The organism is Microbispora sp. H11081, assembly GCF_012999535.1.
Classification (GTDB): Bacteria; Actinomycetota; Actinomycetes; order Streptosporangiales; family Streptosporangiaceae; genus Microbispora.
In genome coordinates, this window is record NZ_JABBWV010000007.1 from 273,261 (window position 1) to 294,516 (window position 21,256).

23 protein-coding genes are annotated in these 21,256 nt (G+C 70.9%); 10 read left to right on the forward strand and 13 right to left on the reverse strand.

Features of this window, described 5'->3' with window-relative positions:
* Positions 1–4: 4 nt before the first annotated feature.
* Together HHX31_RS20165 and HHX31_RS20170 are read left to right on the forward strand one after the other, a co-directional pair.
* Complete coding sequence (locus HHX31_RS20165) at positions 5–1,231, forward strand: GAF domain-containing sensor histidine kinase (RefSeq protein ID WP_311932117.1); 1,227 nt, start codon at positions 5–7, stop codon at positions 1,229–1,231.
* A complete protein-coding gene (locus tag HHX31_RS20170) occupies positions 1,228–1,848 on the forward strand; it encodes a response regulator transcription factor (RefSeq protein WP_311932120.1) in 621 nt (206 codons plus the stop codon). Before HHX31_RS20165 ends, HHX31_RS20170 begins: the two co-directional genes overlap by 4 nt.
* A gap of 21 nt (positions 1,849–1,869) precedes the next feature.
* Here HHX31_RS20170 and HHX31_RS20175 read toward each other — a convergent pair whose 3' ends face one another.
* A complete protein-coding gene (locus HHX31_RS20175) occupies positions 1,870–2,601 on the reverse strand; it encodes a hypothetical protein (protein WP_311932122.1) in 732 nt (243 codons plus the stop codon).
* Positions 2,602–2,665: 64 nt separating this feature from the next.
* On the opposite strand from HHX31_RS20175, the gene HHX31_RS20180 reads away from it, so the two are divergent.
* The 3 genes from HHX31_RS20180 to HHX31_RS20190 are packed head-to-tail and all read left to right on the forward strand — an operon-like array spanning position 2,666 to position 4,515.
* The gene (locus HHX31_RS20180) at positions 2,666–3,454 is read left to right on the forward strand and encodes an ABC transporter ATP-binding protein (RefSeq protein WP_169949843.1); all 789 of its coding nucleotides are present in this window, start codon (positions 2,666–2,668) and stop codon (positions 3,452–3,454) included.
* A gap of 59 nt (positions 3,455–3,513) precedes the next feature.
* A complete protein-coding gene (locus HHX31_RS20185) occupies positions 3,514–4,263 on the forward strand; it encodes a sulfite exporter TauE/SafE family protein (RefSeq protein ID WP_169949844.1) in 750 nt (249 codons plus the stop codon).
* A gap of 6 nt (positions 4,264–4,269) precedes the next feature.
* Positions 4,270–4,515: a hypothetical protein gene (locus HHX31_RS20190; RefSeq protein ID WP_205830246.1), complete on the forward strand. Its 246-nt coding sequence runs from the start codon at positions 4,270–4,272 to the stop codon at positions 4,513–4,515.
* Between the two features lie 61 nt (positions 4,516–4,576).
* On the opposite strand, the gene HHX31_RS20195 is transcribed toward HHX31_RS20190, so the two are convergent.
* The 3 genes from HHX31_RS20195 to HHX31_RS20205 form a co-directional block, all read right to left on the reverse strand.
* Positions 4,577–5,488 (reverse strand): Rieske (2Fe-2S) protein, encoded by a 912-nt coding sequence (locus tag HHX31_RS20195; RefSeq protein WP_169949845.1) that lies wholly within the window; start codon positions 5,486–5,488, stop codon positions 4,577–4,579.
* A gap of 112 nt (positions 5,489–5,600) precedes the next feature.
* Positions 5,601–6,203 carry an HD family hydrolase gene (locus HHX31_RS20200; protein WP_169949846.1) on the reverse strand — a complete coding sequence of 201 codons (603 nt, stop codon included), beginning with the start codon at positions 6,201–6,203 and terminating at the stop codon, positions 5,601–5,603.
* A gap of 116 nt (positions 6,204–6,319) precedes the next feature.
* A complete protein-coding gene (locus HHX31_RS20205; RefSeq protein WP_169949847.1) occupies positions 6,320–6,526 on the reverse strand; it encodes a hypothetical protein in 207 nt (68 codons plus the stop codon).
* A 525-nt stretch (positions 6,527–7,051) separates the two neighbouring features.
* Between HHX31_RS20205 and HHX31_RS20210 the strand changes: the two genes are divergently transcribed.
* Together HHX31_RS20210 and HHX31_RS20215 are read left to right on the forward strand one after the other, a co-directional pair.
* Positions 7,052–7,909, forward strand: a complete 858-nt coding sequence (locus HHX31_RS20210) for a helix-turn-helix transcriptional regulator (protein WP_169949848.1) — start codon at positions 7,052–7,054, stop codon at positions 7,907–7,909.
* A gap of 63 nt (positions 7,910–7,972) precedes the next feature.
* Positions 7,973–8,179, forward strand: coding sequence for a DUF397 domain-containing protein (locus HHX31_RS20215; protein WP_169949849.1), 207 nt, complete (start codon positions 7,973–7,975; stop codon positions 8,177–8,179).
* A 138-nt stretch (positions 8,180–8,317) separates the two neighbouring features.
* On the opposite strand, the gene HHX31_RS20220 is transcribed toward HHX31_RS20215, so the two are convergent.
* Positions 8,318–8,743 carry a Fur family transcriptional regulator gene (locus tag HHX31_RS20220; RefSeq protein WP_169949850.1) on the reverse strand — a complete coding sequence of 142 codons (426 nt, stop codon included), beginning with the start codon at positions 8,741–8,743 and terminating at the stop codon, positions 8,318–8,320.
* Positions 8,744–8,860: 117 nt separating this feature from the next.
* Between HHX31_RS20220 and HHX31_RS20225 the strand changes: the two genes are divergently transcribed.
* Positions 8,861–9,952, forward strand: coding sequence for a CapA family protein (locus HHX31_RS20225; protein WP_311932126.1), 1,092 nt, complete (start codon positions 8,861–8,863; stop codon positions 9,950–9,952).
* 223 nt (positions 9,953–10,175) lie between these two features.
* Complete coding sequence (locus HHX31_RS20230) at positions 10,176–10,793, forward strand: TetR family transcriptional regulator (protein ID WP_249346213.1); 618 nt, start codon at positions 10,176–10,178, stop codon at positions 10,791–10,793.
* Between the two features lie 54 nt (positions 10,794–10,847).
* Here the strand turns inward: HHX31_RS20230 and HHX31_RS20235 are convergent, their stop codons facing one another.
* Positions 10,848–11,267, reverse strand: a complete 420-nt coding sequence (locus HHX31_RS20235; RefSeq protein WP_169949852.1) for a hypothetical protein — start codon at positions 11,265–11,267, stop codon at positions 10,848–10,850.
* Between the two features lie 163 nt (positions 11,268–11,430).
* On the opposite strand from HHX31_RS20235, the gene HHX31_RS20240 reads away from it, so the two are divergent.
* Positions 11,431–11,970, forward strand: a complete 540-nt coding sequence (locus tag HHX31_RS20240) for a tetratricopeptide repeat protein (RefSeq protein WP_311932127.1) — start codon at positions 11,431–11,433, stop codon at positions 11,968–11,970.
* Positions 11,971–12,340: 370 nt separating this feature from the next.
* Here the strand turns inward: HHX31_RS20240 and HHX31_RS20245 are convergent, their stop codons facing one another.
* From HHX31_RS20245 to HHX31_RS20275, 7 genes are all read right to left on the reverse strand, one after another.
* Positions 12,341–13,663, reverse strand: coding sequence for a hypothetical protein (locus HHX31_RS20245; protein ID WP_169949854.1), 1,323 nt, complete (start codon positions 13,661–13,663; stop codon positions 12,341–12,343).
* A 97-nt stretch (positions 13,664–13,760) separates the two neighbouring features.
* Entirely contained in the window at positions 13,761–16,352 is a 2,592-nt protein-coding gene (gene clpB, locus HHX31_RS20250; RefSeq protein ID WP_169949855.1) for an ATP-dependent chaperone ClpB, read from the reverse strand.
* Positions 16,353–16,375: 23 nt separating this feature from the next.
* On the reverse strand, positions 16,376–16,723 hold the full coding sequence (locus tag HHX31_RS20255; RefSeq protein WP_142616174.1) for a heat shock protein transcriptional repressor HspR: 348 nt from the start codon (positions 16,721–16,723) through the stop codon (positions 16,376–16,378).
* Between the two features lie 4 nt (positions 16,724–16,727).
* Entirely contained in the window at positions 16,728–17,903 is a 1,176-nt protein-coding gene (gene dnaJ, locus HHX31_RS20260; RefSeq protein ID WP_169949856.1) for a molecular chaperone DnaJ, read from the reverse strand.
* 116 nt (positions 17,904–18,019) lie between these two features.
* On the reverse strand, positions 18,020–18,655 hold the full coding sequence (gene grpE, locus HHX31_RS20265; protein ID WP_169949857.1) for a nucleotide exchange factor GrpE: 636 nt from the start codon (positions 18,653–18,655) through the stop codon (positions 18,020–18,022).
* Positions 18,652–20,523 carry a molecular chaperone DnaK gene (gene dnaK, locus HHX31_RS20270; protein WP_169949858.1) on the reverse strand — a complete coding sequence of 624 codons (1,872 nt, stop codon included), beginning with the start codon at positions 20,521–20,523 and terminating at the stop codon, positions 18,652–18,654. The genes grpE and dnaK overlap by 4 nt, the downstream gene beginning before the upstream one ends.
* 195 nt (positions 20,524–20,718) lie before the next feature.
* Positions 20,719–21,180, reverse strand: coding sequence for a hypothetical protein (locus HHX31_RS20275; protein WP_211590001.1), 462 nt, complete (start codon positions 21,178–21,180; stop codon positions 20,719–20,721).
* Positions 21,181–21,256 lie beyond the last annotated feature (76 nt).

The following is a 21,256-nucleotide window of genomic DNA, read 5'->3' on the forward strand; positions in this document are numbered from 1 at the left end:
GTCTGTGCCCAAGGCCGCCGAACCCACGGAAGACCTCGCGGAAGACTCTACGAACGACTTCGCGGAAGACCCCGCCGCCGCGTCCGCGCGGGACCGCGACGAGGTGCTGCACGCGGTCAGTTCGGCCGTGCTCGCCGTCACCAGGCACCTGTCGGTCCGCGAGGTCCTCCAGGTGATCGTGCGCTCGGCCGCGCGGCTGCTGGACGCGAAGTACGCCGCGCTCGGCGTCCCCGACGACGACGGCGCGTTCGCCGAGTTCGTGGCCGAGGGCATCTCCGACGAGCAGTGGAAGGCCATCGGCCCGACCCCGCGCCAGCACGGCATGCTGGGCGCGATGCTGCGCGAGGGGACGCCCGTCCGGCTGGCCGACATCCGCCAGGACCCCAGGTTCGAGTGGTGGCCGAAGGCCCATCCGATCCTCACGGACTTCCTCGGGGTGCCGATCATGGACGGTGGCACCGTCCTCGGGATCATCTTCCTGTCCAACAAGCGGACGCCGGGCGGGTTCGGCGAGGCAGACGAGGAACTGCTGACGTTGTTCGCGGCGCACGCCGCCATCGCGCTCATCAACGCCCGGCTCTACGAGCGGGGGCGCGAGCTCACCGTGGTCGAGGAGCGTACGCGCCTGGCCCGCGAACTGCACGACGCCGTCAGCCAGAAGCTGTTCTCGCTGCGGCTGACCGCGCGGGCCGCCGCCGCGCTCGCCCGTACGGATCCCGAGCGCGCGGCGGAGACGATCGACCGGGTCGAGCGGATGGCGGGAGAGGCGCTGACCGAGCTGCGCGCGGTGATCGTGGAGCTGCGCCCGCCCGAGCTGGACCGGCACGGCCTGGTGGAGAGCCTGCGCAGGCAGGTGGCACTCCTCGACCGGCTGCATCCCATGACGGTCGCCTTCACGACCGGGGACGGGCACGATCCCGAGCGCTTCCCCGCCCTGACGCCCGAGATCGAGGTCGCCGTGCTCAGGGTCGCCCAGGAGGCGCTGCACAACGCCGTACGGCACGCCCGCGCCGCCCGCGTCGACGTACGGCTCACGCACGGCGTGGCCGGGCTCGTGCTCGAGGTCAGCGACGACGGCGCCGGGTTCGACAGCGCGGGGCTCGACGGTGCGGGAGCGCAGGGACTCGGCCTGCCGTCCATGACCGACCGTGCCCAGGCCGTCGGCGGCGAGCTGTCGGTCTCCTCCGCGACCGGCCGCGGCACGACCGTACGACTGGAGGTGCCCGCGTGATCCGCGTGCTGATCGCCGACGACCACCCGGTCGTACGGCAGGGCCTGCGCACGTTCCTGGAGATCCAGGAGGACATCAGCGTCGTGGGGGAGGCGGCCGACGGCGCCGAGGCCGTGACGCTGGCCGGGGAGCTCGCCCCTGACGTCCTGCTGCTCGACCTCAAGATGCCGGTCTTCGACGGCATCGGCGCGCTCACGGAGCTGTCCGGCCGGGACGTGCGCGTGATCGTCCTCACGTCGGTGAGCGACCGCGGCGACGTGGCCCCCGCCATGCGGGCAGGCGCGGCGGGCTTCCTCTACAAGGACGTGGACCCGGGCGCGCTCGTCCAGGCGATCCGCGCCGTGCACGGCGGTCAGGTCCTGCTCGCGCCGGAGGCCGCCGAGGCGATGCTGACCGGCGAGGACAGCGGGCGGAACGGCGGGGCGGTCGCGCTGACCGACCGGGAGCGCGAGGTGCTGCGGCTGCTCGCCGCCGGTCGCTCGAACCGCGAGATCGCCCGCGAGCTCGTCGTGGCGGAGAAGACCGTGAAGACCCACGTCTCCAACGTGCTCATGAAGCTCGGCGTGCAGGACCGCACCCAGGCCGCGCTCTACGCCGTACGCCACGGGCTGGCCTGAGCGCGAGTAGCGGTGAGCGGGTCAGACCTGCGACTCGACGATGGCGTTGTGCGCGGCGACCCGGGCCCGGCGCACGGCCCGGTCGAGGTCGCGCAGGGCCAGACCCCGGGCGGCGGCCTGCCCCGAGGTGAGCCCCCGCTCGTCGGCGAGGCGGAGCGCGAGCGCCAGCCGGGAGGCGAGGGCGCCGACCCGGTGGGCCCTGCCCGGATAGCCGGGCGCGAGGGCCTCGCCCGCGCGGTCGAGGGCATCGGGCGCGGGGAATCCCTGCGCCGGCCCGTCCACGCCGAGCAGCGCCTCGGTGGCGGCCATCATGGTGGTCCGCAGCGCCTGCTCCGCCTCGGCCAGTGACGGCACGTCTGGCGGGACGGCCGACGTCTCGGTCACGGTCCACAGGACCCCGGAGTACGAGGAGCCGCGCCGGTCGTCGCACGGCACGAGGCCGAGGCACCGTCCGGGCAGGACGGCCACGGCGGCCTGGCCCGCGTCGATGGCGGCGCCGTTGAAGGCGGGGGGGCCGGTGAGCCCGAGCGGGTCGCCGGCGACGGGCAGGGCCAGCCGGAACGCGCGGAGCCCCTCGATCCGCCGGTCCACGAGGAAGGCCAGCAGCGGGGTCTCGACGCCGTCCGCCGCCACCACCTGCGGCCCGGCCTCGCGCTCGACGCGGTCGAGGGCGTCCTCCAGGCTCACGTGTCCCCCGAGCCAGGCGTTGGTCCAGGCGACGAGCGTGGCGGAGATCGGTGAATCGGTGCGCACCCGATCCACGATATGTGGTCGGACTGCCATAGTTTTATCTCAGCGAACCACGGAGGGGGACCACATGGGCGGTCAGGTGCTTCAGCTTCAGGACGTGACCGTCCGCAGAGACGGCGCGGCGCTGCTGCGCGGCATCGACTGGAGCGTGCGGGAGGACGAGCGCTGGGTCGTGATCGGGCCCAACGGCGCGGGGAAGACGACGCTGCTCCAGGTGGCCGCATCGCTGCTGTTCCCCTCCGACGGCTCCGTGGAGATCCTCGGCGAGCGGCTCGGCCAGACGGACGTGTTCGAGCTGCGGCCCAGGATCGGCCTGGCCAGCGCGGCCCTGTCCGAGCGCATCCCGCCGGACGAGAAGGTCATCGACCTCGTGCTCACCGCGTCGTACGCGATCCTGGGCCGGTGGACGGAGGAGTACGACTCCCACGACGTCACCCGGGCGGTGGAGCTGATCGACCAGCTCGGCTGCGCCCACCTGATCCGGCGGCGCTTCGGCACCCTGTCGGAGGGCGAGCGCAAGCGGGTGCAGATCGCCCGCGCGCTCATGCCCGATCCGGAGCTGCTCCTGCTCGACGAGCCCGCCGCCGGGCTCGACGTGGCGGGCCGCGAGGACCTGGTACGCCGCCTCGGCGCGCTGGCCCGCGACCCGAAGTCGCCCACGATGGTGCTCGTCACCCATCACGTCGAGGAGATCCCCGCCGGGTTCACCCACGTGCTGCTGCTGCGGCACGGCTCGGTGGTCGCCCAGGGGCCGATCGACTCGGTGATGACGCCGGAGAACCTGTCCGCGACGTTCGGCGTGCCGTTGCACCTCGACCGGGGGCAGGAGGGCCGCTGGTACGCCCGTCCCCTGTGACCTCCTGCGGAACCCGCCGCCCTACCCTTGGCGGATAGCCGTACGAGGGAGTGGAGCGAGTGACGCCGTGGGAGGCGGTCGCGGTCTTCGCGGCCGGGATCGGGGCCGGGGCCATCAACGCCGTCGTGGGATCGGGGTCGCTGATCACGTTCCCGACGATGCTGGCCGTGGGCTTCCCGCCGATCGTCGCGAACGTGTCCAACAACATCGGACTCGTCCCGGGCGGCGTGACCGGGGTGCTCGGCTACCGGGCTGAGCTGAAGGGCCAGCGCGAGCGGCTGCTGCGGCTCGGCGTCGCGTCGGTGACCGGCTCGCTCGCCGGAGGCCTGCTCCTGCTGTGGCTGCCCGCGGAGGCGTTCAAGGTCATCGTCCCGGCGCTCATCGCGGTCGCCTGCCTCCTCGTGGTGTTCCAGCCGAGGATCAACCAGTGGCTCGCCGTACGGCGCAGGCCGCATCCCCACGGCGGGCCGTGGCTGTGGCTGGGCGTCCTCGGCGCCGGCATGTACGGCGGCTATTTCGGCGCGGCCCAGGGCATCGTCCTGATAGGCCTGCTCGGCAGCTTCCTCGACGAGGACCTGCAACGGGTCAACGCGGCGAAGAACCTGCTGTCGCTGCTGGTCAACGGTGCCGCGGCGGTGCTGTTCGCGTTCATCGCGCCGGTGGACTGGACTGCCGTGCTCGTCGTCGCGCTCGGCTCGGCGGTCGGCGGGTTCCTCGGCGCCCGGGTGGGCCGCCGGTTGCCCGCGCCCTTGCTGCGGGGATTCATTGTTGTCGTCGGTGTCGTGGCGATAGTGAAGCTGCTGTCCTGAAAGGGTATGTCTGCCCTTGTGAAGGGCGACCGGGTGGAGATCGTCATCGATGCGGGGGGAACCCCGCGCACCTACGAGGTGGTCGCGACCAGGGCGGGCCGCCGGATCGAGATCACGACGGGCCGCGGCGTGGTCGAGGTCACCGAGGTCACGCGGGCGGGCACTCCCGTACGCACCGCGAGGTTCATGTCCAACCGCGTCCTGGCGCTGGTGGAGCACCCCGCGGACGACCGCGGCCCGGACACCGGCTGAGCGGCGTCCGGGCACGGCGGTGGTTCATTCGCGGTTCCGCCGGCGGCGTACGGCGCGGGGGTCACTCCGCGGGGCGGACCTGGATGACGCCGTCCTGCCGCAGCCGGGTCTGGAAGGCCGGCTGGCGCGACGTCGCCGGACCGTGCATGACCCGGCCGTCGGAGATGCGGAAGGCGCTGCCGTGCCATGGGCAGACGATGCAGGCGTCGCCCTCGTCCATCGCGACCCGGCCCTGGTGGAGAGGGCCGGCCAGGTGGGAACAGTTGTCCGCGAGGACGCTCACGTCGTCGCCGAGACGCAGCACGAACAGGTCGATGTAGCCGAGTCGCCGCCGGACCGGCCGTCCGTTGGGCAGGTCCTTGAGGGAGCACAGGTCGTGCCAGCCGAGCGGCATCAGGTGTCCGACCGACTCCGCGTGGTTGGCCCCCGCGGCCTGGCGGTAGGACATGTGGCTGCCGAGATGCGCGCCCGCCGAGGCCGCCACCAGGCCCGCGTACCCCAGGGCACGCCCGGCCCGTTCCCGCCCCGCCACCCGTAAGAGGAGGGACCCGGCGTAGCAGAGCGCCGCCGTGGCGTTGGTCATGGCGTGCACGAACCCCACCCGCTGCTGTTCGCGGTGGAGCGTGGACCAGTCGGTGAGCCCCGCCGCCACCGTGGGAACGGCGCTGCCGAGCCCGGCCAGGATCAGCGTCCGCGCCGCGCGCGAGCCCGAGTTGGTCATGTCGACCACGCTCGCCGACATCCAGCAGCCGTAGGTCGTCACGGCGAGCGCCGGATGCAGCGGGTGTCCCATCGGCACGCCGTGCAGGATGTCCCTGAGCTTGCCGGGGCCGAGCCTGCGGCGGACCTTCTTCGAGATGACGGCGATCGGCCGGTCGAGCGCGGTGGCCCGCTCGAGCCCGTCGAGGAGCTCTGCCGAGGGGACCCTCCGTGTCGTCTTGCGCGCACGTCGCGGCCTGGTCGTCTCTTCCATGTTCGCCCCCTAACACGGGATCACGTACCCGCGCGTCACAGCTGTGAACATGGACAGGCATGAGACGGTATGTGCGAGTTTCGAGCTGAGCGGCGTACGACGGCGCCTGCCGTCAGGGTGCCAGGTGGCCTCGCGCGACCGAGGCGGCGACCAGTTCCGCGGCGTACTCGCCGAGCGTGGGGGACCCCTCCTCGATGAGCCGCACCTTCTCCATGACCTGGGTGGCCGTCACCTTGAACAGCGGCCACGTGCCGCCGTCGTTGTGGTGGTTCGCGATGATCGGCGCGAGCCGGTCGAGCGCCCTGGCGAACCTGGCCTCCGGTGTGCGCCGCTCCTCGAACTCGTCCCACAGGGTCCGCAGGCGCTCCCCCTGGTCCTCGGGGAGCAGCCCGAAGATGCGGTCGGCCGCCGCGCGCTCGAGGGCGGCCTGGCCCTCGACCGCGACGGGGTCGTAGATGAAGGTGTCGCCCGCGTCGATCTCGACGATGTCGTGGACGAGCAGCATCGCGACCACCCTGGACATGTCGGTGCCCGGGGGCGCGTGCTCCGTCAGGGTCATCGCCATCATGGCCAGATGCCAGGAGTGCTCCGCGTCGTTCTCCCGGCGTGAGCCGTCGATCAGCGAGTTCCGGCGGATGACGCGCTTCAGCTTGTCGATCTCCAGGTGGAAGTCGAGCTGAGACTGCAGCCGTTCGTGGATGAGCGCGGTCGTCACCCGCGCAAGCCTAACCGGTCGCGATCACCTTCCGCTTGATTCACGGGCGCGTGCCGCGCGGCCTCCGGAGCGCGCCCGTAGTGCCCCCGTTGTGCCCCTGCGGTGGCCGTGGTGGCTCAGACGGTGAAGAGGCGGCAGGCCTCCTCGAGTTCCCGTACGAGGTCGAAGCGGGGGTCGCGGTAGTGCCGGGCGCCGAAGCCGGTGCGGCTGACGGTCCATCTCAGGTCGCGTGCCCACCTGTCCTGGTCGGCGCACAGCGCCAGGTCGGCCATCATCATCCGGGTTCTGATCAGCGACAACCAGGCGGCACCGGGGGGATTCATGGGGAGCCCTCCTTCGCGGACGGGTGCCAAATGGGGATCTCGTCGTTTTCGATACGGAGAAAGTGGGCGTCGTCCCCTCGCGGGAGCGGGCCCGTTGAGTGATCGCCGCTCAGCGAACGCGAGCGCCGGCTACGCCGGCTGGATGTCGAAATCCCATTGGCCCGGATGCCTCCCGTTTTCACCCGCATCCGAGGCGGCCGGCGCCCCTCGCCGGGCGCGTGCCCCGGATAGGAAATCGGGTCTCGGAGTATTCCGCCGGCGACCGCCGGCGCCCCCACAATCCGGAAGACCCTTCCCGTATCGATCGTGACTCAGGACGCATTCCCCTGCAATACTTGGCGAAAAGAAATCCGCAAGAATCTTGTGGAGATTCGCTGCAAATTGCAGTGCAAGTTGCACGAGCCGGCGTTGTAATCTTCGGACAGGGCGCCCGTCACCCGGGGGCCCATGCTCGCCGGGGCGCGCCCCACCCATCCGCGCGTCCCCGGGAACACCGGACCACCGGACGAAGGAGGTCGGCAGGGGATGCCCGAGCACGGCAGTCCCACCGTCCGCCGACGGCGACTGGGACAGGAACTACGCCGGTTGCGTGAGCGCGCCGATCTGACGGGCGACCAGGTCGCCGCCCGGCTCGGCTGGTCCGCAGCGAAGATCAGCAGAATAGAGACGGCGCGGACCTCGCCAAGAACCGTCGACGTGGAAGCGCTGCTCGTGATCTACATGGTAGATTCCGGCCAACGCCAAGAGCTTCTCGCCCTGCACCGGGACGCGACCCGGAAGGGCTGGTGGGAGGATTACCGCGACTCCCTGCCCAAGGAATACACAACGTTCCTGGGCCTGGAGGCCGAAGCCACGACGGCACGCGACTGGGAACCCCAGGTGGTGCCGGGCCTGTTCCAGACAGAGGCCTATGTCCGAGCCATGATGGAGAGCGGACAGCGGAGCACCCTTGAGGCGCCGGGCAACGTCCGCAGCCGGATCGAGGTCCGGATGGCGCGCCAGCACGCGGTTCTCGGTGCGGGGAGCGCGCTGGCGATCTCGGTCGTGCTTGAGGAGTCGGTCCTGCTGCGCCGGTTCGGCGACCACGAGGTGATGCGGGAACAGCTCAGGCGACTGATCGAGGTGTCGGAACTGCCGAACGTCGACTTGCGGATTCTTCCGTTCGACGCGGACCACCCGATCAACACCGGGGCGTTCTCCCATCTCAAGTTGCCGGAGTTCCACGACGTGGTGTACCTCGAGGCACTTCTGGGCGGGCGTCTGGTCGAGGACGAGGCGATCGTCTACCGGTACGAGGTGGCATTCGACTACCTGGAGACGAGAGCGCTCGACGTGGACGAGTCCCGCCGGTTCTTGGAGAAAACTGTCCGTCACTGGCGATAGCCAGCTCTAGACCCGCCCCGGAAACCCTCGCGCTGTGATTTCCGGGGGGAGAAAACATTATCCATGAACTCGATTGACCTGTCCGGCGCCGCCTGGTGGAAGAGCAGCCGGAGCGCCAACAACTGCGCCTGCGTGGAAGTGGCGGTACTGCCCGACGGGCATGTGGGCGTACGTGACAGCAAGAACCAGGACGGTCCCGCTCTCGTCTTCACCTCCGCGGAATGGGACGCGTTCATCGGCGGCGTGAAGGACGGCGAGTTCGACCTTTAGTCATCGGCCTGGCCGGCGCTCATGGCGGCCAGGCCTTTTGCGCGTACGGCCCGCGCCGGGAAGGCGCGAGCCGTACGCGAGGGGAAGGGGGTCAGGTGACGCCCCGGGCCCCGGGGGGACACGGACAGACAGGACGAGTCATAAGGCGTCGCCCGTCTCGGCCCGGCACGGCGGGCACAGTCCCCAGTAGATGACGTCGGCCTCGTCCACCAGGTAACCGGCGTCCGACGCCGGCTCCAGGCACGGCGCGTGGCCCACCGCGCAGTCGACGTCCCTGACACGTCCGCAGTGGCGGCAGACGAGGTGGTGGTGGTTGTCGCCCACCCGCGCCTCGTACCGCGTCGGGCTGCCCGCGGGCTCGATGCGGCGGAGCAGTCCGCCGCGCTGCAACGCGTTCAGCGAGTCGTAGACGGCCTGCAGGGACACCTGCCCGACGCGCGCGCACACACCGCGATGGATGGCGTCCACGTCGAGATGGTCGCCGTCCTCCACCGTGTGCAGGATCGCCAGACGGGCCGCGGTCACCCGCAGTCCGGCTTCACGAAGGCGACAGGCGTCGTTCACATCACCACGCTAACACTAAAGTTGAATGACTCAAGTAAAGGACTTATCCAAGTTACTTTCCTCACGATCTCCCGTGGGCTCCCCGGATGCCGTCGTGAGATGGCATGCTCAGGTGCCGTGAGACGTCACTCCCTCGCCCTGCCCCTCCTCGCCTTCCTCGCGGCTCCCCTTCTCATGGCGGGATGCAGCCCGGCGGAGAGCGAACCCGTCCCCGTGGCGTCGCAACCGGAGACGAAGACCGCGCCGCCGTCTCCCAAACCGCCGCAGCGGCGGCCGTTCACCATCTCCTTCGCCGGCGACGTGCACTTCGAAGGGGTCCTGCGGAGCCGGCTCGACGCCAACCCGCGTACGGCGCTCGGCCCGATCGCCGCCGTCCTGCGCAGGTCGAACCTCACCGCGCTCAACCTCGAGACGGCCATCACCACCGGCGGGACGCCCGCGCCGGGCAAGCAGTACACCTTCCGCGCCCCGGCCACGGCGTTCACCGCGCTCAAGGCCGCGGGGGTGGACGTCGTCACGATGGCCAACAACCACGGCATGGACTACATGGAGAGCGGCCTGGCCGACACGCTCAAGGCGATCAGGACGTCGAAGTTCCCCGTCATCGGCATCGGCGCGAACGAGACCGAGGCGTTCCGGCCCTACCGCAGGACGGTCAACGGCAACCGGGTCTCGATCATCGGCGCCACCCAGGTGCTCGACTCGGAGTTCATCCAGTCGTGGACCGCCTCCGGCGACAAGGGCGGGCTCGCCTCCGCCAAGAACGAGCCCCGCATCGTCCGGGCCGTACGGCAGGCGCGCAAGAACTCCGACACCGTGATCGTGTTCCTGCACTGGGGCGCGGAGCTGGTCAAGTGCCCGACGCCGGTGCAGCGGAGCCTGAGCGACAAGCTCGTGGCCGCGGGGGCGGACGTGATCGTGGGCAGCCACGCGCACATCCTGCTGGGCGGCGGCTACTCCGGCCAGGCGTACGTGCATTACGGCCTCGGCAACTTCGCCTTCTACAACTGGGGCCCCGCTACCGGGCTGACCGGCGTGCTCACCCTGACGATCAACGGCAGGAAGGTGCTGAAGGACCAGTGGACCCCCGCCCGGATCAACGGCGGCGTGCCCATTCCGTTGACCGACAGCGCCAGGCAGCAGGCGCTCGGCTCCTACCGCGCGCTGCGCGGCTGCACCGGCCTGTCGGCGGCGCCCGTCGACTCCTGACGGCGACCCACTGGATTCTTGCCGCAAATCAGACGACTGACTGATTAGCGCTGACCATCGCGCGTTCAGCAGGCAAGATGGGTGGGTGTCCAGCTGTGGGGTGACGGAACCGGGCGGCCTCTTCGTCGAGCACTGTGCCGCAGAGCAGTGCGTCGCGGTCGAGGAACGGGACAACGAGAGCAGTGAGGGGACGCCGCCGAGCTCGGCGCGTCCCGACGAGCCGCTGCGGCGGCGTCCTTCGCAGCGCCGCAGCGCCCGCAGGGTGGAACGGATGCTCGACGCCTGCGCCGAGTTGCTCGACGAGGCGGGGTACGACGCGCTGACGACGACCAGGGTGGCCGAGCGGGCCGGGGTGGCGATCGGCTCCGTCTACCAGTTCTTCCCCGACAAACGAGCGCTCAGCCAGGCCCTGACCCGGCGCAACGTCGAGCTGTTCGTGGCCCGGGTGGGGCGCCGGTTCATGGTCGAGGACTACGCCGGATGGTGGGACGCCGTCGACGCCGTCATCGACGAGTACGTCGAGATGCACCGCAGTGTGCCCGGGTTCCGGTCGCTGCACTTCGGCGAGGTCTTCGACCTCGGGCTCCTCGACTCCGTCGCCGACAACAACACCGTGATCGCCGGGCGGCTCCGCGGGCTCCTCCTCGCCGAATTCGGACTGGCCGACAGTGAGGATTTGGACCGTGCCATTCTCATCGCGGTGGAGGCGGGGGACGCGGTGCTGAAGCTCGCCTTCCGGCACGACCAGAACGGCGACCCCGGAATCGTGGCCGAGGCCAAGCAACTGGTCCGCGGATACCTGTCCCGCCAGCTCACCTCTGCCGTCCCCCGGCAGTGGTGACGCCGCGGGCGGGGCACGCTCATTGGGCCGGAGGCCGCGCCTTGGGCGGCACGCTCACCGGCCCGTGGGATGCGCTTGCCGGCCGCGCTTGCCGGCCGGCGCCTGGGGGCCGGTCACGGCGCGGTTGACGTCGATCGACGGCCACAGTCCCGGCGAGCCGCCGCCCTGCACGTAGGCGGTGTTCTGCCACGACCTGGTGTGGGTGCGCGGTGGAATCGTCAGTTCCCGCGGGTCGTCCCTGTCCGGGTGGCCGGGCTGTCGCCTGCCCGCTTCGCCGGTGTCGGTACGGCACCCCAGCGCCGCAGCGGGCTCCGTCCTGAGCTCCATCATCTGCAGCTTGGTCTGCAGCCGGGCCAGATCGGCGCGGGCCTGGTCGAGCGCCTCGTACTGCGCCGTGACGAAGCCGGCGAAACCCGGGACCAGGGCGGCGAGCACCGTGGTGGAGGCGAGAGTCAGTATCACCCGCTTGGACATGCTGCAGCGCTCCTCGCCGAGTCTCGATTGGCACCGGCGTTGTGCGATATGCCCGACTATCTGCCGAGAAAAGCGCATAGTAGCTAAACGTGCACTAACTGTTGCTTCGGCAATGCCTGGTGTTGTCCTGCGAAAGCAGGATGAGATCGGTAGCCTCGGCACTGTGGCACATGTGACAAATGAGCAGGTGGACCGACTGCTCGAACAGGCCCTGCTGCTCGATGACCATGGTGCCCTCGCCCGCCGCCTCGACGGGCTGGCCCAGGGGTACGAGTCCGGAGAGATGTCCAGGGCGGCGATCCTCGTGCTCGCCGCGGAGGAGTGGCGTCAGGCCGGGCAGCCCGCCACCGCCCTCGAACGCTACCGAAGCGCGCTGGACGACGGCGGCGAGGTGCCGGTGGATCCGCGCGCGGGGATCGCCGACACGTTGTTCGAGCTCGGCAGGGCCGAGGAGGCCAGGGGCGTGATCGCCGCGATCCGTGCGGCGGGCTGCGGCCCGGCCACCGCGCTGACCGTGGCAGAGACCCTGGTGGCGTACGGCGACCTCGACGCGGCGCACGAGTGGGCGACCTACGGGATCCGCGCCTGTGACAACGCGGGATCGAGCATCCGCGACTCGCTGCTGCGCACCCGCTACCGCATCCGGGTCGACCTCGGACTGCCCGAGGACGACCTCGACGCCCTCCTCGACGTCTCCCGCTGAGCCGCTCGGCACCGGACGCGCGGCCGGCCGATGGCGGGGGCGATGGTCCCCGCCATGCGAAAAGGGGCCGTGAACCACGGCCCCTTTGGGTGTCGCTGTCTTGGGGTGTCGCTGTCTTTGGGTGTCGCTGTCTTGGTTCTGCTGAATCCCGCCCAGGGCTTCCGCGCCGGGCGGGCCGGTGCGGGACGCGAGCCGGGTGGGGAGGGGGCGGCGCGGCTCACCACGGCCGGCGCCCACCTTCCCCGCAGGCGTTCTTCGCGCCGTCCGGTTCCCGCAGGCGTTCGCCGTACGGCGAACCCGTCACTCGTCCCGGCCCTGCCGTGGAACCCGGGCCGCCGTCCTCACGTGCCCGCCCACGGCGTACGGCGGGTCAGGGCAGGAGCTTCTTGCCGGTCTCGGCGGCCAGGTTGGTCACCGCGCGCGGGTCCGTCGCCTTGGCGAGGGCGGCCGGTGCGGTGATGTCGCCGTTCTGCTGGCGCACGGCCGCCTTGGGGTACTCACGCGGCTGCATCCGCGGCACGTGCCGGCCGTCCGCCCCGTTGGGCTGCAGGACCGGAGCGGTCTTCCGCCCGCCCTCGTGCCGCTGACGCCCGTCCTTGGCCCCATTCTTGCGCTCGTTCTCCGGCATCGAGGCGTTCCGCGGACCGGCCGCGGGCCGGCCGGCGTGACCCGCCTGGTTCGTGGCCGGCGCCGGTGGCACGAGCCCCGGCTGATTGCGGGGGTGGTGCTTGCGGTGGTGGCGGCCACGCGGCGGGAAGGTCTTCGTGCTCTGCTCCTGACCGGAGGCCGAGCTCTGCGAACTGTTGCTGTTGGAGACTCCCTGCGGCATCGCGCCGCCCTGTGCCCCCTGACCCTGCGCCCCCTGAGGGCCCTGTGCGCCCTGGGGACCCTGGTTGCGCGTCTCCGGCTTCTGCGCCCCAGCGTTGCGGGCCTCGGGCCTGCGCGACCCGGGGTTCTGCGACAGCGCGCCCTGGGCCGTGTCGCCACGGGGGATGTCGCCGTGGGTCGGGGCGCCCGCCGGATCGCCCTCCGGCTTCGGATTCCGGTGGCCCTTCTTCGGATGCCCCTGCGTGGCGGGGTGCTCCCGCCCGTGGGTGGCGGGCGCGGTCCGCAGCGCCTTGGCCGAGCACGCGTCCGCGGTGCTCGGCTTGGCCGGCGCGACGGCGAGGAGGGGCACGGGGGTCCTGGCCGGGAGCAGGTTCTTGGCGTCCGCCGCGGGCACGGCCGGTGCGGCCTTGGCCACGGCGGGGGCCGCACCGGTCATCGCACCGGTCATCGCACCCGTCATCGAACCCGGCAGGGTACGGGGGCCGGGCACGGCCGGGAGAGTGCGGGGACCGGGCAGCGCCGCGGGCGCCGGGAGGGCCCGCGTCGCCGGGCCGGTGGGCAGCGAGTTGCGTCCCTGACCGGCGGCCGCTCCGGCCGCGTCGGCGATGCTCAGCACGCCCGCCGCAGGAGCGAGGGTGCCGAGCCCGCCCGTCAGGTCGCGGCCCGTGCCGTCGCGGCCGGCGACGCGGCCCGGGGTGTCACGGCCGGTGTCACCCGCCGTGACGCCGCGGCTCTGGGTCCGGCAGGCGTCGGCCAGCGCGCCGTCCTTCGCCATCGCCGCGCCCCCGGTGAGCCAGCTCACCCCGGCCGTGACCGCCGCAAGCGCGACGCACCGCCCTCGAATACTTCGTGATGTCCTGGACATCCACGTCCCCCTGATCACGTACGGTAGTCCGACGAACGCCGAACGTAGCAGCGAGGGAGAAGGGCGGGGCCTGCTTGCCCCAATGGTGGGGAAGACCTTACCGAACGGGCCGGATCGTCAGCGTGTCACCTGCCTCGTCAAAGTCGACGATTACCTCGTCGCCGTCCCGGATGGCCCCCGACAGCAGCTCCTTGGCGAGCCGGTCGCCGATCGCCGACTGGATCAGGCGGCGCAGCGGACGCGCGCCGTACAACGGGTCGAAGCCGGTCAGCGCGAGCCAGTCGCGGGCCGCCGGAGTGACGGTCAGCGTGAGCCGCCGGTCGGCCAGCCGCCGGGCGAGCCTGGCCACCTGCAGGTCCACGATCTGCGACAGCTCCTCGGTGCCCAGCGCGTCGAACACGATGATGTCGTCGAGCCGGTTGAGGAACTCGGGCTTGAACGAGGCCCGCACCAGGTTCATCACGGCGTCGCGCTTGGCCTGGTTCTCCATCGTGGGATCCACGAGGAACTGCGAGCCGATGTTCGAGGTGAGGATCAGGATCGTGTTGCGGAAGTCGACCGTGCGGCCCTGCCCGTCGGTGAGCCGGCCGTCGTCGAGCACCTGGAGCAGGATGTCGAAGACCTCCGGGTGGGCCTTCTCGATCTCGTCGAGCAGCACCACGGTGTACGGCCTGCGCCGCACGGCCTCGGTGAGCTGGCCGCCTTCCTCGTAGCCGACGTATCCGGGCGGCGCGCCGACGAGGCGGGCCACGCTGTGCTTCTCGCTGTACTCGCTCATGTCGATGCGGGTCATGGCCCGCTCGTCGTCGAACAGGAACTCGGCGAGCGCCTTGGCCAGCTCGGTCTTGCCCACGCCGGTCGGGCCGAGGAAGAGGAACGAGCCGGTCGGCCGGTCGGGGTCGGAGATGCCGGCCCTGGCCCGCCGTACGGCGTCGGAGACGGCCTGGACCGCCTCCCTCTGGCCGATCAGGCGCCTGCCGAGCTCGTCCTCCATCCGCAGCAGCTTGGCGGTCTCGCCCTCCAGCAGCCGTCCCGCCGGGATGCCGGTCCACGAGGAGATGACCTCGGCGATGTCGTCGGGGCCGACCTCCTCCTTCACCATGGGCTCGGCCTCGGCCTCGGCCGACTCCGCGGCCTTGGTGGCCTCGGCGAGCTCCTTCTCCAGGCGCGGGACGTCGCCGTACATGAGCCGCGACGCGGCCTCGAAGTCGCCGTCGCGCTGGGCCCGTTCGGCCGCGCCGCGCGCCTCGTCGAGCTGCTTCTTCAGCTCGCCGACCTTGTTCAGGCCCGCCTTCTCCCGCTCCCACCGGCTGACGAGGGCGTTGAGGTCCTCCTGCCGGTTGGCCAGCTCCTCGCGGAGCTTCTCCAGGCGCTGGCGGCTGGCCTCGTCGGTCTCCTTGGCGAGTGCGAGCTCCTCCATCTTGAGGCGGTCCACGCTCCGCTGGAGCTGGTCGATCTCCACCGGCCGCGAGTCGATCTCCATGCGCAGCCGCGACATCGACTCGTCCACCAGGTCGATCGCCTTGTCGGGCAGGAACCGCGCCGTGATGTAGCGGTCGGAGAGCGTCGCGGCGGCGACCAGGGCGCTGTCGGAGATCTGCACCTGGTGGTGCGCCTCGTAGCGGCCCTTGAGCCCGCGCAGGATCGCGATCGTGTCCTCGACCGTCGGCTCGCCGACGTAGACCTGCTGGAACCGCCGCTCCAGGGCCGGGTCCTTCTCGATGCGCTCGCGGTACTCGTCGAGCGTGGTCGCGCCGATCATGCGCAGCTCGCCGCGGGCCAGCATGGGCTTCAGCATGTTGCCGGCGTCCATCGCGCCCTCGGCCGCGCCGGCGCCCACCATCGTGTGCAGCTCGTCGATGAACGTGACGACCTGGCCGTTGCTCTCCTTGATCTCGTTGAGCACAGCCTTGAGGCGTTCCTCGAACTCGCCGCGGTACTTCGCGCCCGCGACCATCGCGCCGAGGTCGAGCGCAACCAGGCGCTTGTTGCGCAGGCTCTCCGGCACGTCGCCCGCGACGATCCGCTGGGCGAGGCCCTCGACCACGGCGGTCTTGCCCACGCCGGGTTCGCCGATCAGCACCGGGTTGTTCTTGGTGCGGCGCGACAGCACCTGGATGACCCTGCGGATCTCGCTGTCACGGCCGATCACCGGGTCGAGCTTGCCTGACCGGGCGCGCTCGGTGAGGTCGACGCCGTACTTCTCCAGCGCCTGGTAGGTGTCCTCGGGGGTCTCGCTGGTCACCCTGGCGTGCCCGCGGACCTTCTCGAACGCCTCGAGCAGCGCGTCGGGGGTGGCGCCCGCGGCCTTCAGCAGGTCGGCGACCTGCCCGCCGTCCGTGGCGAGCCCGACCAGCAGGTGCTCGGTCGAGACGTACTCGTCCTCGAGTTGCTTGGCGCGCTGCGCGGCGGTGTTGAGCACGGTCAGCAACTGGCGCGAGCTGGACGGCGCGCTCACGGTGGAGCCCTGCGCCTTGGGCAGCCGGGCGAGCAGCTCCTCCGCCTGGGTGCGCAGCCTCCGGGGGTCCGCCCCGACGGCCTCGAGCAGCGGCCCGGCGATGCCCCCGTTCTGCGTCAGCAGCGTCGCCAGCAGGTGCGCGGGCCCCACCTCTGGGTTGCCGTCGGCGGCGGCGCGCCGGACGGCCGCGGACAGGGCCTCCTGACTCTTCTGGGTGAACTTGTAGTCCATATCTGGATGCCTCGTTTCGCCGGTCAGGCAGGTGGCAGTTCGTAGCGGACCAGTGCCCGCAACATCGTGAGCTCACCCCTGAGCCGGGTGACCTCCTCGCGCAGGTGCATGTTCTCGGTTTCGAGTTCGAGGATGCGCTTGATCCCGGCGAGGTTGATGCCGTGCTCCTGGGAGAGCCGCTGGACCTCGCGCAGGAGCACGATGTCCCTTGTGGAGTAGAGCCGCCCCCGCCCCGCCGTACGGCCGGGGCTGACGAGCCCGAGCCGGTCGTACTGGCGGAGCGTCTGCGGGTGCAGCCCGGAAAGCTGGGCGGCTACGGAGATCACATAAACAGGTGTGTCGTCGGAGATGTCGAAAAACCTGGCATCCATCGGCTCACTCGCTTCTGGCCTGCTTGATGAGTTCTTCGCGAAGGTCCGGGCCCTCGGTGGCGTTCCTGAACTCCTCGAGGGCCGCGCGGGCCTTGTCGTCGAGGTTCTGGGGTACGGCGACCTGGACGGTGACCAGGAGGTCGCCCTTCGTCCCGTCCTTGCGGGAGGCCCCCCTGCCGCGGACCCGGAACGTCCGCCCGTTGGGCGTCCCCTCCGGAATGCGCAGGGTCACCGGCAGCGACCGGAGGGTCGGCACCTTGATCTCGGCGCCGAGCGCGGCCTCGGGGAAGGTGACGGGGACCGTGACCGTGAGATTCTCCCCGCTGCGCCCGAACACGGGGTGCGGCTTGACGTGGACCATCACATAGAGGTCGCCGGCCGGGCCGCCGTTCTCACCGGGCGCGCCCTTGCCCTTGATCCTGATGCGCTGGCCGTCGCCGACCCCGGCCGGGATGCGGGCCTGGATCGTACGGGTGCTCTTGCCGCGCCCGCTGCCGTCGCAGACGGGGCAGGGGTCGTCGACCACCAGACCCCGGCCGCGGCAGTCGCGGCACGGCTCGGAGAATGCGAAGTTGCCGAGGTTGCGACTGGCGGCCCCGGTTCCCTCGCAGGTCGGGCAGACCCGCGGCGTCGTGCCCGCTTTCGCCCCCGTGCCGCCGCAGCCGGTGCAGGCGGCCGAACTGGTGAGCCGGAGTGACACGGTCGTGCCGTCGACGGCCTCGCCAAAGGCGAGCGTGACCTCCGATTCGACGTCCTGGCCGCGCCGGGGCCTGGCGGTGGTCGTGCGCGTGCCCGCCGCTCCGCCCCGGTTGAACAGTCCCCCGAACAGGTCCCCGATCCGCTCGCCCGACCCCGAGCCGCCGAACAGGTCGCCGAGGTCGAAGTTGAAGCCGCCACCGGCGCTGCGCGGGCCTCCCGCCCCCGCGAAGCCGCCCACGCCCGAGCCGAACAGGGTGCGCGCCTCGTCGTACTCCTTGCGCCGCTTGACGTCGGACAGCACGTCGTACGCCGCGGAGACCTCCTTGAACTTCTCCTCGGTCTCCTTGTTCCCCGGGTTGGCGTCGGGGTGGTACTTCCTGGCCAGCTTGCGGTAGGCCTTCTTGATCTCCTCCGCGCTCGCGGTCTTGGGCACACCAAGGACGGCGTAGTAGTCCTTTTCCAAGTAGTCCTTGGTGCTCATCTATCGCTTCCTTCGCACGAAAGGTGGGGAGTCAGTCAGTGGTCCCGCGGCTGTCGCCGCGGGAGCCGTCGCGGATCTCTCCCGATCTCCGGCGATCGGGAGAGATCTCCGCGGTCTCAGTTCTCGTCCGGTCCGCCGGACTCGCCGGAGGCGGCCGCGGTCTCCGGCGCCGCCTCCTCGCTCGGCTCGGCGACGGCCACGCGGGCGGCCCGCAGAATCCGGTCGTTGACCCGGTAGCCGGGCTGGAGGATCTCGACGCACGTCGGCTCGCTGACGTCCGCCGAGTAGCTGTGCAGCAGGGCCTCGTGCACGGTCGGGTCGAAGGGGTCGCCCTTCGCGCCGTACGAGGTCAGGCCCAGCTTGCCGACGGCCGCCTCCAGCGACTCGCTCACCTTCGCGAAGCCGCCGGTCAGCTCGCCGTGGTCGCGTGCGCGACCGATGTCGTCGAGCACCGGAAGCAGTTCGGTGAGCACGCTCGCGACGGCCTGCTCCCGGACGGCGATCCGGTCGCGGTCCACCCGCTTGCGGTAGTTGCTGAACTCCGCCTGGAGCCGCTGGAGGTCGGCGGTGCGCTCCGCGAGCAGGTCCGCGGCGGACCCTTCGGCGGGCGCGGCCGCCTCCACCCCGTCGTCCCCTGGGGCCGCCTCGGTGGCGCCTCCGGCGGACTCGCGGGCCTTCCCGGTCTCCGGGTCGATCTTGCGATTGTCGCGGATCACCGGTTCCTCCTCTGAGCCGTTCTCGCGCGGGCTCACTTGCGGCCGCCCTCCCGCTCGTCATCGACGATCTCGGCCTCGACGACGTCCTCGTCGGCCTTGGCCTGCGCGCCCTCCGGGCCCGCACCGGCGTCCGCCGTGGCGCCGTCGGCGCCGGCCTGCGACTGGGCGTAGATCGCCGAGCCCATCTTCTGGCTGACGGTCGCGAGCTTCTCCGCCGAGGCGCGGATGGCGGGGACGTCGGTGCCCTCCAGCGCCTTCTTCAGCTCGGCGAGCGAGTCGTTGACCTCGGTCTTCACGTCGGCCGGGACCTTGTCGTCGTTCTCGCGGAGGAACTTCTCCGTCTGGTAGGCCAGCGCGTCCGCGTTGTTGCGGACCTCGGCCTCCTCGCGGCGGTTCTTGTCCTCCTCGGCGTAGGACTCCGCCTCGCGCATCATGCGCTCGATGTCGTCCTTGCCCAGGGCCGAGCCGCCGGTGATGGTCATCGACTGCTCCTTGCCCGTGCCGAGGTCCTTCGCCGACACGTTCACGATGCCGTTGGCGTCGATGTCGAAGGTGACCTCGATCTGCGGGATGCCGCGCGGAGCAGGGGCGATGCCGGTCAGCTCGAAGGTGGCCAGCTTCTTGTTGTACGCCGCGATCTCGCGCTCGCCCTGGTAGACCTGGATCTGCACCGACGGCTGGTTGTCCTCCGCCGTGGTGAAGACCTCGGAGCGCTTGGTCGGGATCGTGGTGTTACGCTCGATGATCTTGGTGAAGATCCCGCCCTTGGTCTCGATGCCGAGGCTCAGCGGGGTCACGTCGAGGAGCAGGACGTCCTTGACCTCGCCCTTCAGGACACCGGCCTGGAGCGCGGCGCCGATGGCGACGACCTCGTCCGGGTTCACGCCCTTGTTGGGCTCCTTGCCGCCGGTCAGCTCCTTGACCAGGTCGGACACGGCGGGCATGCGGGTGGAGCCGCCGACCATGACCACGTGGGCGATGTCGGAGACCTTGATGCCCGCGTCCTTGATGACCTGGTTGAAGGGGCCCTTGCAGCGCTCGAGCAGGTCGGCGGTGATCCGCTGGAACTCCGCCCGGGTCAGCTTCTCCTCCAGGTGCAGCGGGCCCTCGGAGGAGGCGGTGATGTAGGGCAGGTTGATCGTGGTCTCGGTCTGGGCCGACAGCTCGATCTTGGCCTTCTCCGCGGCCTCGCGCAGGCGCTGCAGGGCCATCTTGTCCTTGGACAGGTCGACGCCGTGCGCGTTCTTGAAGCGGGTCACCAGTTCGTCGACGACGCGCTGGTCCCAGTCGTCGCCGCCGAGGTGGTTGTCACCGCTGGTGGCCTTGACCTCGACGAAGCCGTGCCCGTCCTCCTGGCCGACGTCGAGCAGGGACACGTCGAAGGTGCCGCCGCCGAGGTCGAAGACCAGGATGGTCTGGTCCTTCTCCTTGTCCAGGCCGTAGGCCAGGGCCGCGGAGGTGGGCTCGTTGATGATGCGCAGAACGTTGAGGCCCGCGATCTGACCGGCCTCCTTGGTGGCCTGCCGCTGGGCGTCGTTGAAGTACGCAGGGACGGTGATCACCGCGTCGGTGATCTTCTCGCCCAGGTACGACTCCGCGTCCTGCTTGAGCTTCTGCAGGACGAACGCGCTGATCTGCTGGGCCGTGAACTTCTTACCGTCGATCTCGATCGACCAGTTCGTGCCCATGTGACGCTTGACCGAGCGGATGGTCCTGTCGACGTTGGTCACCGCCTGCCGCTTGGCGACCTCGCCGACGAGAACCTCCCCGTTCTTGGCGAACGCGACCACGGACGGCGTGGTCCGCGAGCCCTGAGCGTTCGCGATGACCGTGGGCTCGCCGCCCTCGAGGATCGAGACGACAGAGTTGGTCGTCCCCAGGTCGATACCTACCGCACGTGCCATGAGTACGTCCTTGTAGTCAAAGTTGAGTCGGTCAGACTCAAATTCTGGGACCCCGGCGGGGTTCTGTCAAACAGTTTGAGTCTATGAGGCTCAACCCTGGGACGCGCGGATTTCTTCCCTGCATCGCGAACGCCGGTGGCACGTCCGCGCTGCTTCGCGGCGGTGGGGCGCTGGCGCCGCCCCCGCCCGGCCGGCCTACTTGGCGCCGTCCACGACCTTCCTGTCGTCGAGCGGGGACTTGAGCCACACCGTCGTGGTCTTCTCGATGGCGATCTCGATGCAGGCGGCGTCGGGCTGGCGCGGGTCCTGGCCCTCGTACAGGGTGACGGTGACCTCGCGGGCCGTCTCGGTCACCTCGACGCGGTCGAGCACGTAGCAGGGCTCGACGCCCGACCACCACACGATGTCGAGGGAACGGCCGTCGCCGGCCGGGGTCGCGCTCTCCCACGGCACCTTGCGCGGGTTCACGGTCGGCCCGGCGGGGGTCACGGGAGACGGGGCGCCGCTGGGGGCGCCGGACGGCGAGGCGGGCGTGCCGTGGTCGGCCCCGGCGCCGGAGGTGGAGCCGTCCGGCTGCTCGGGTGAGGCCGAGGTGGAGGAGGTTCCGCCGCAGGCGACCGCCAGGAACAGGAGGGCCACGAGCCAGAGCTTTCTCATGCCCCTTACACGGTTGCCGGGCATCCCCGGTTCACCCGCTGAAGAGCGTTGACGCGGCACCTCGCCGGCATTAAAT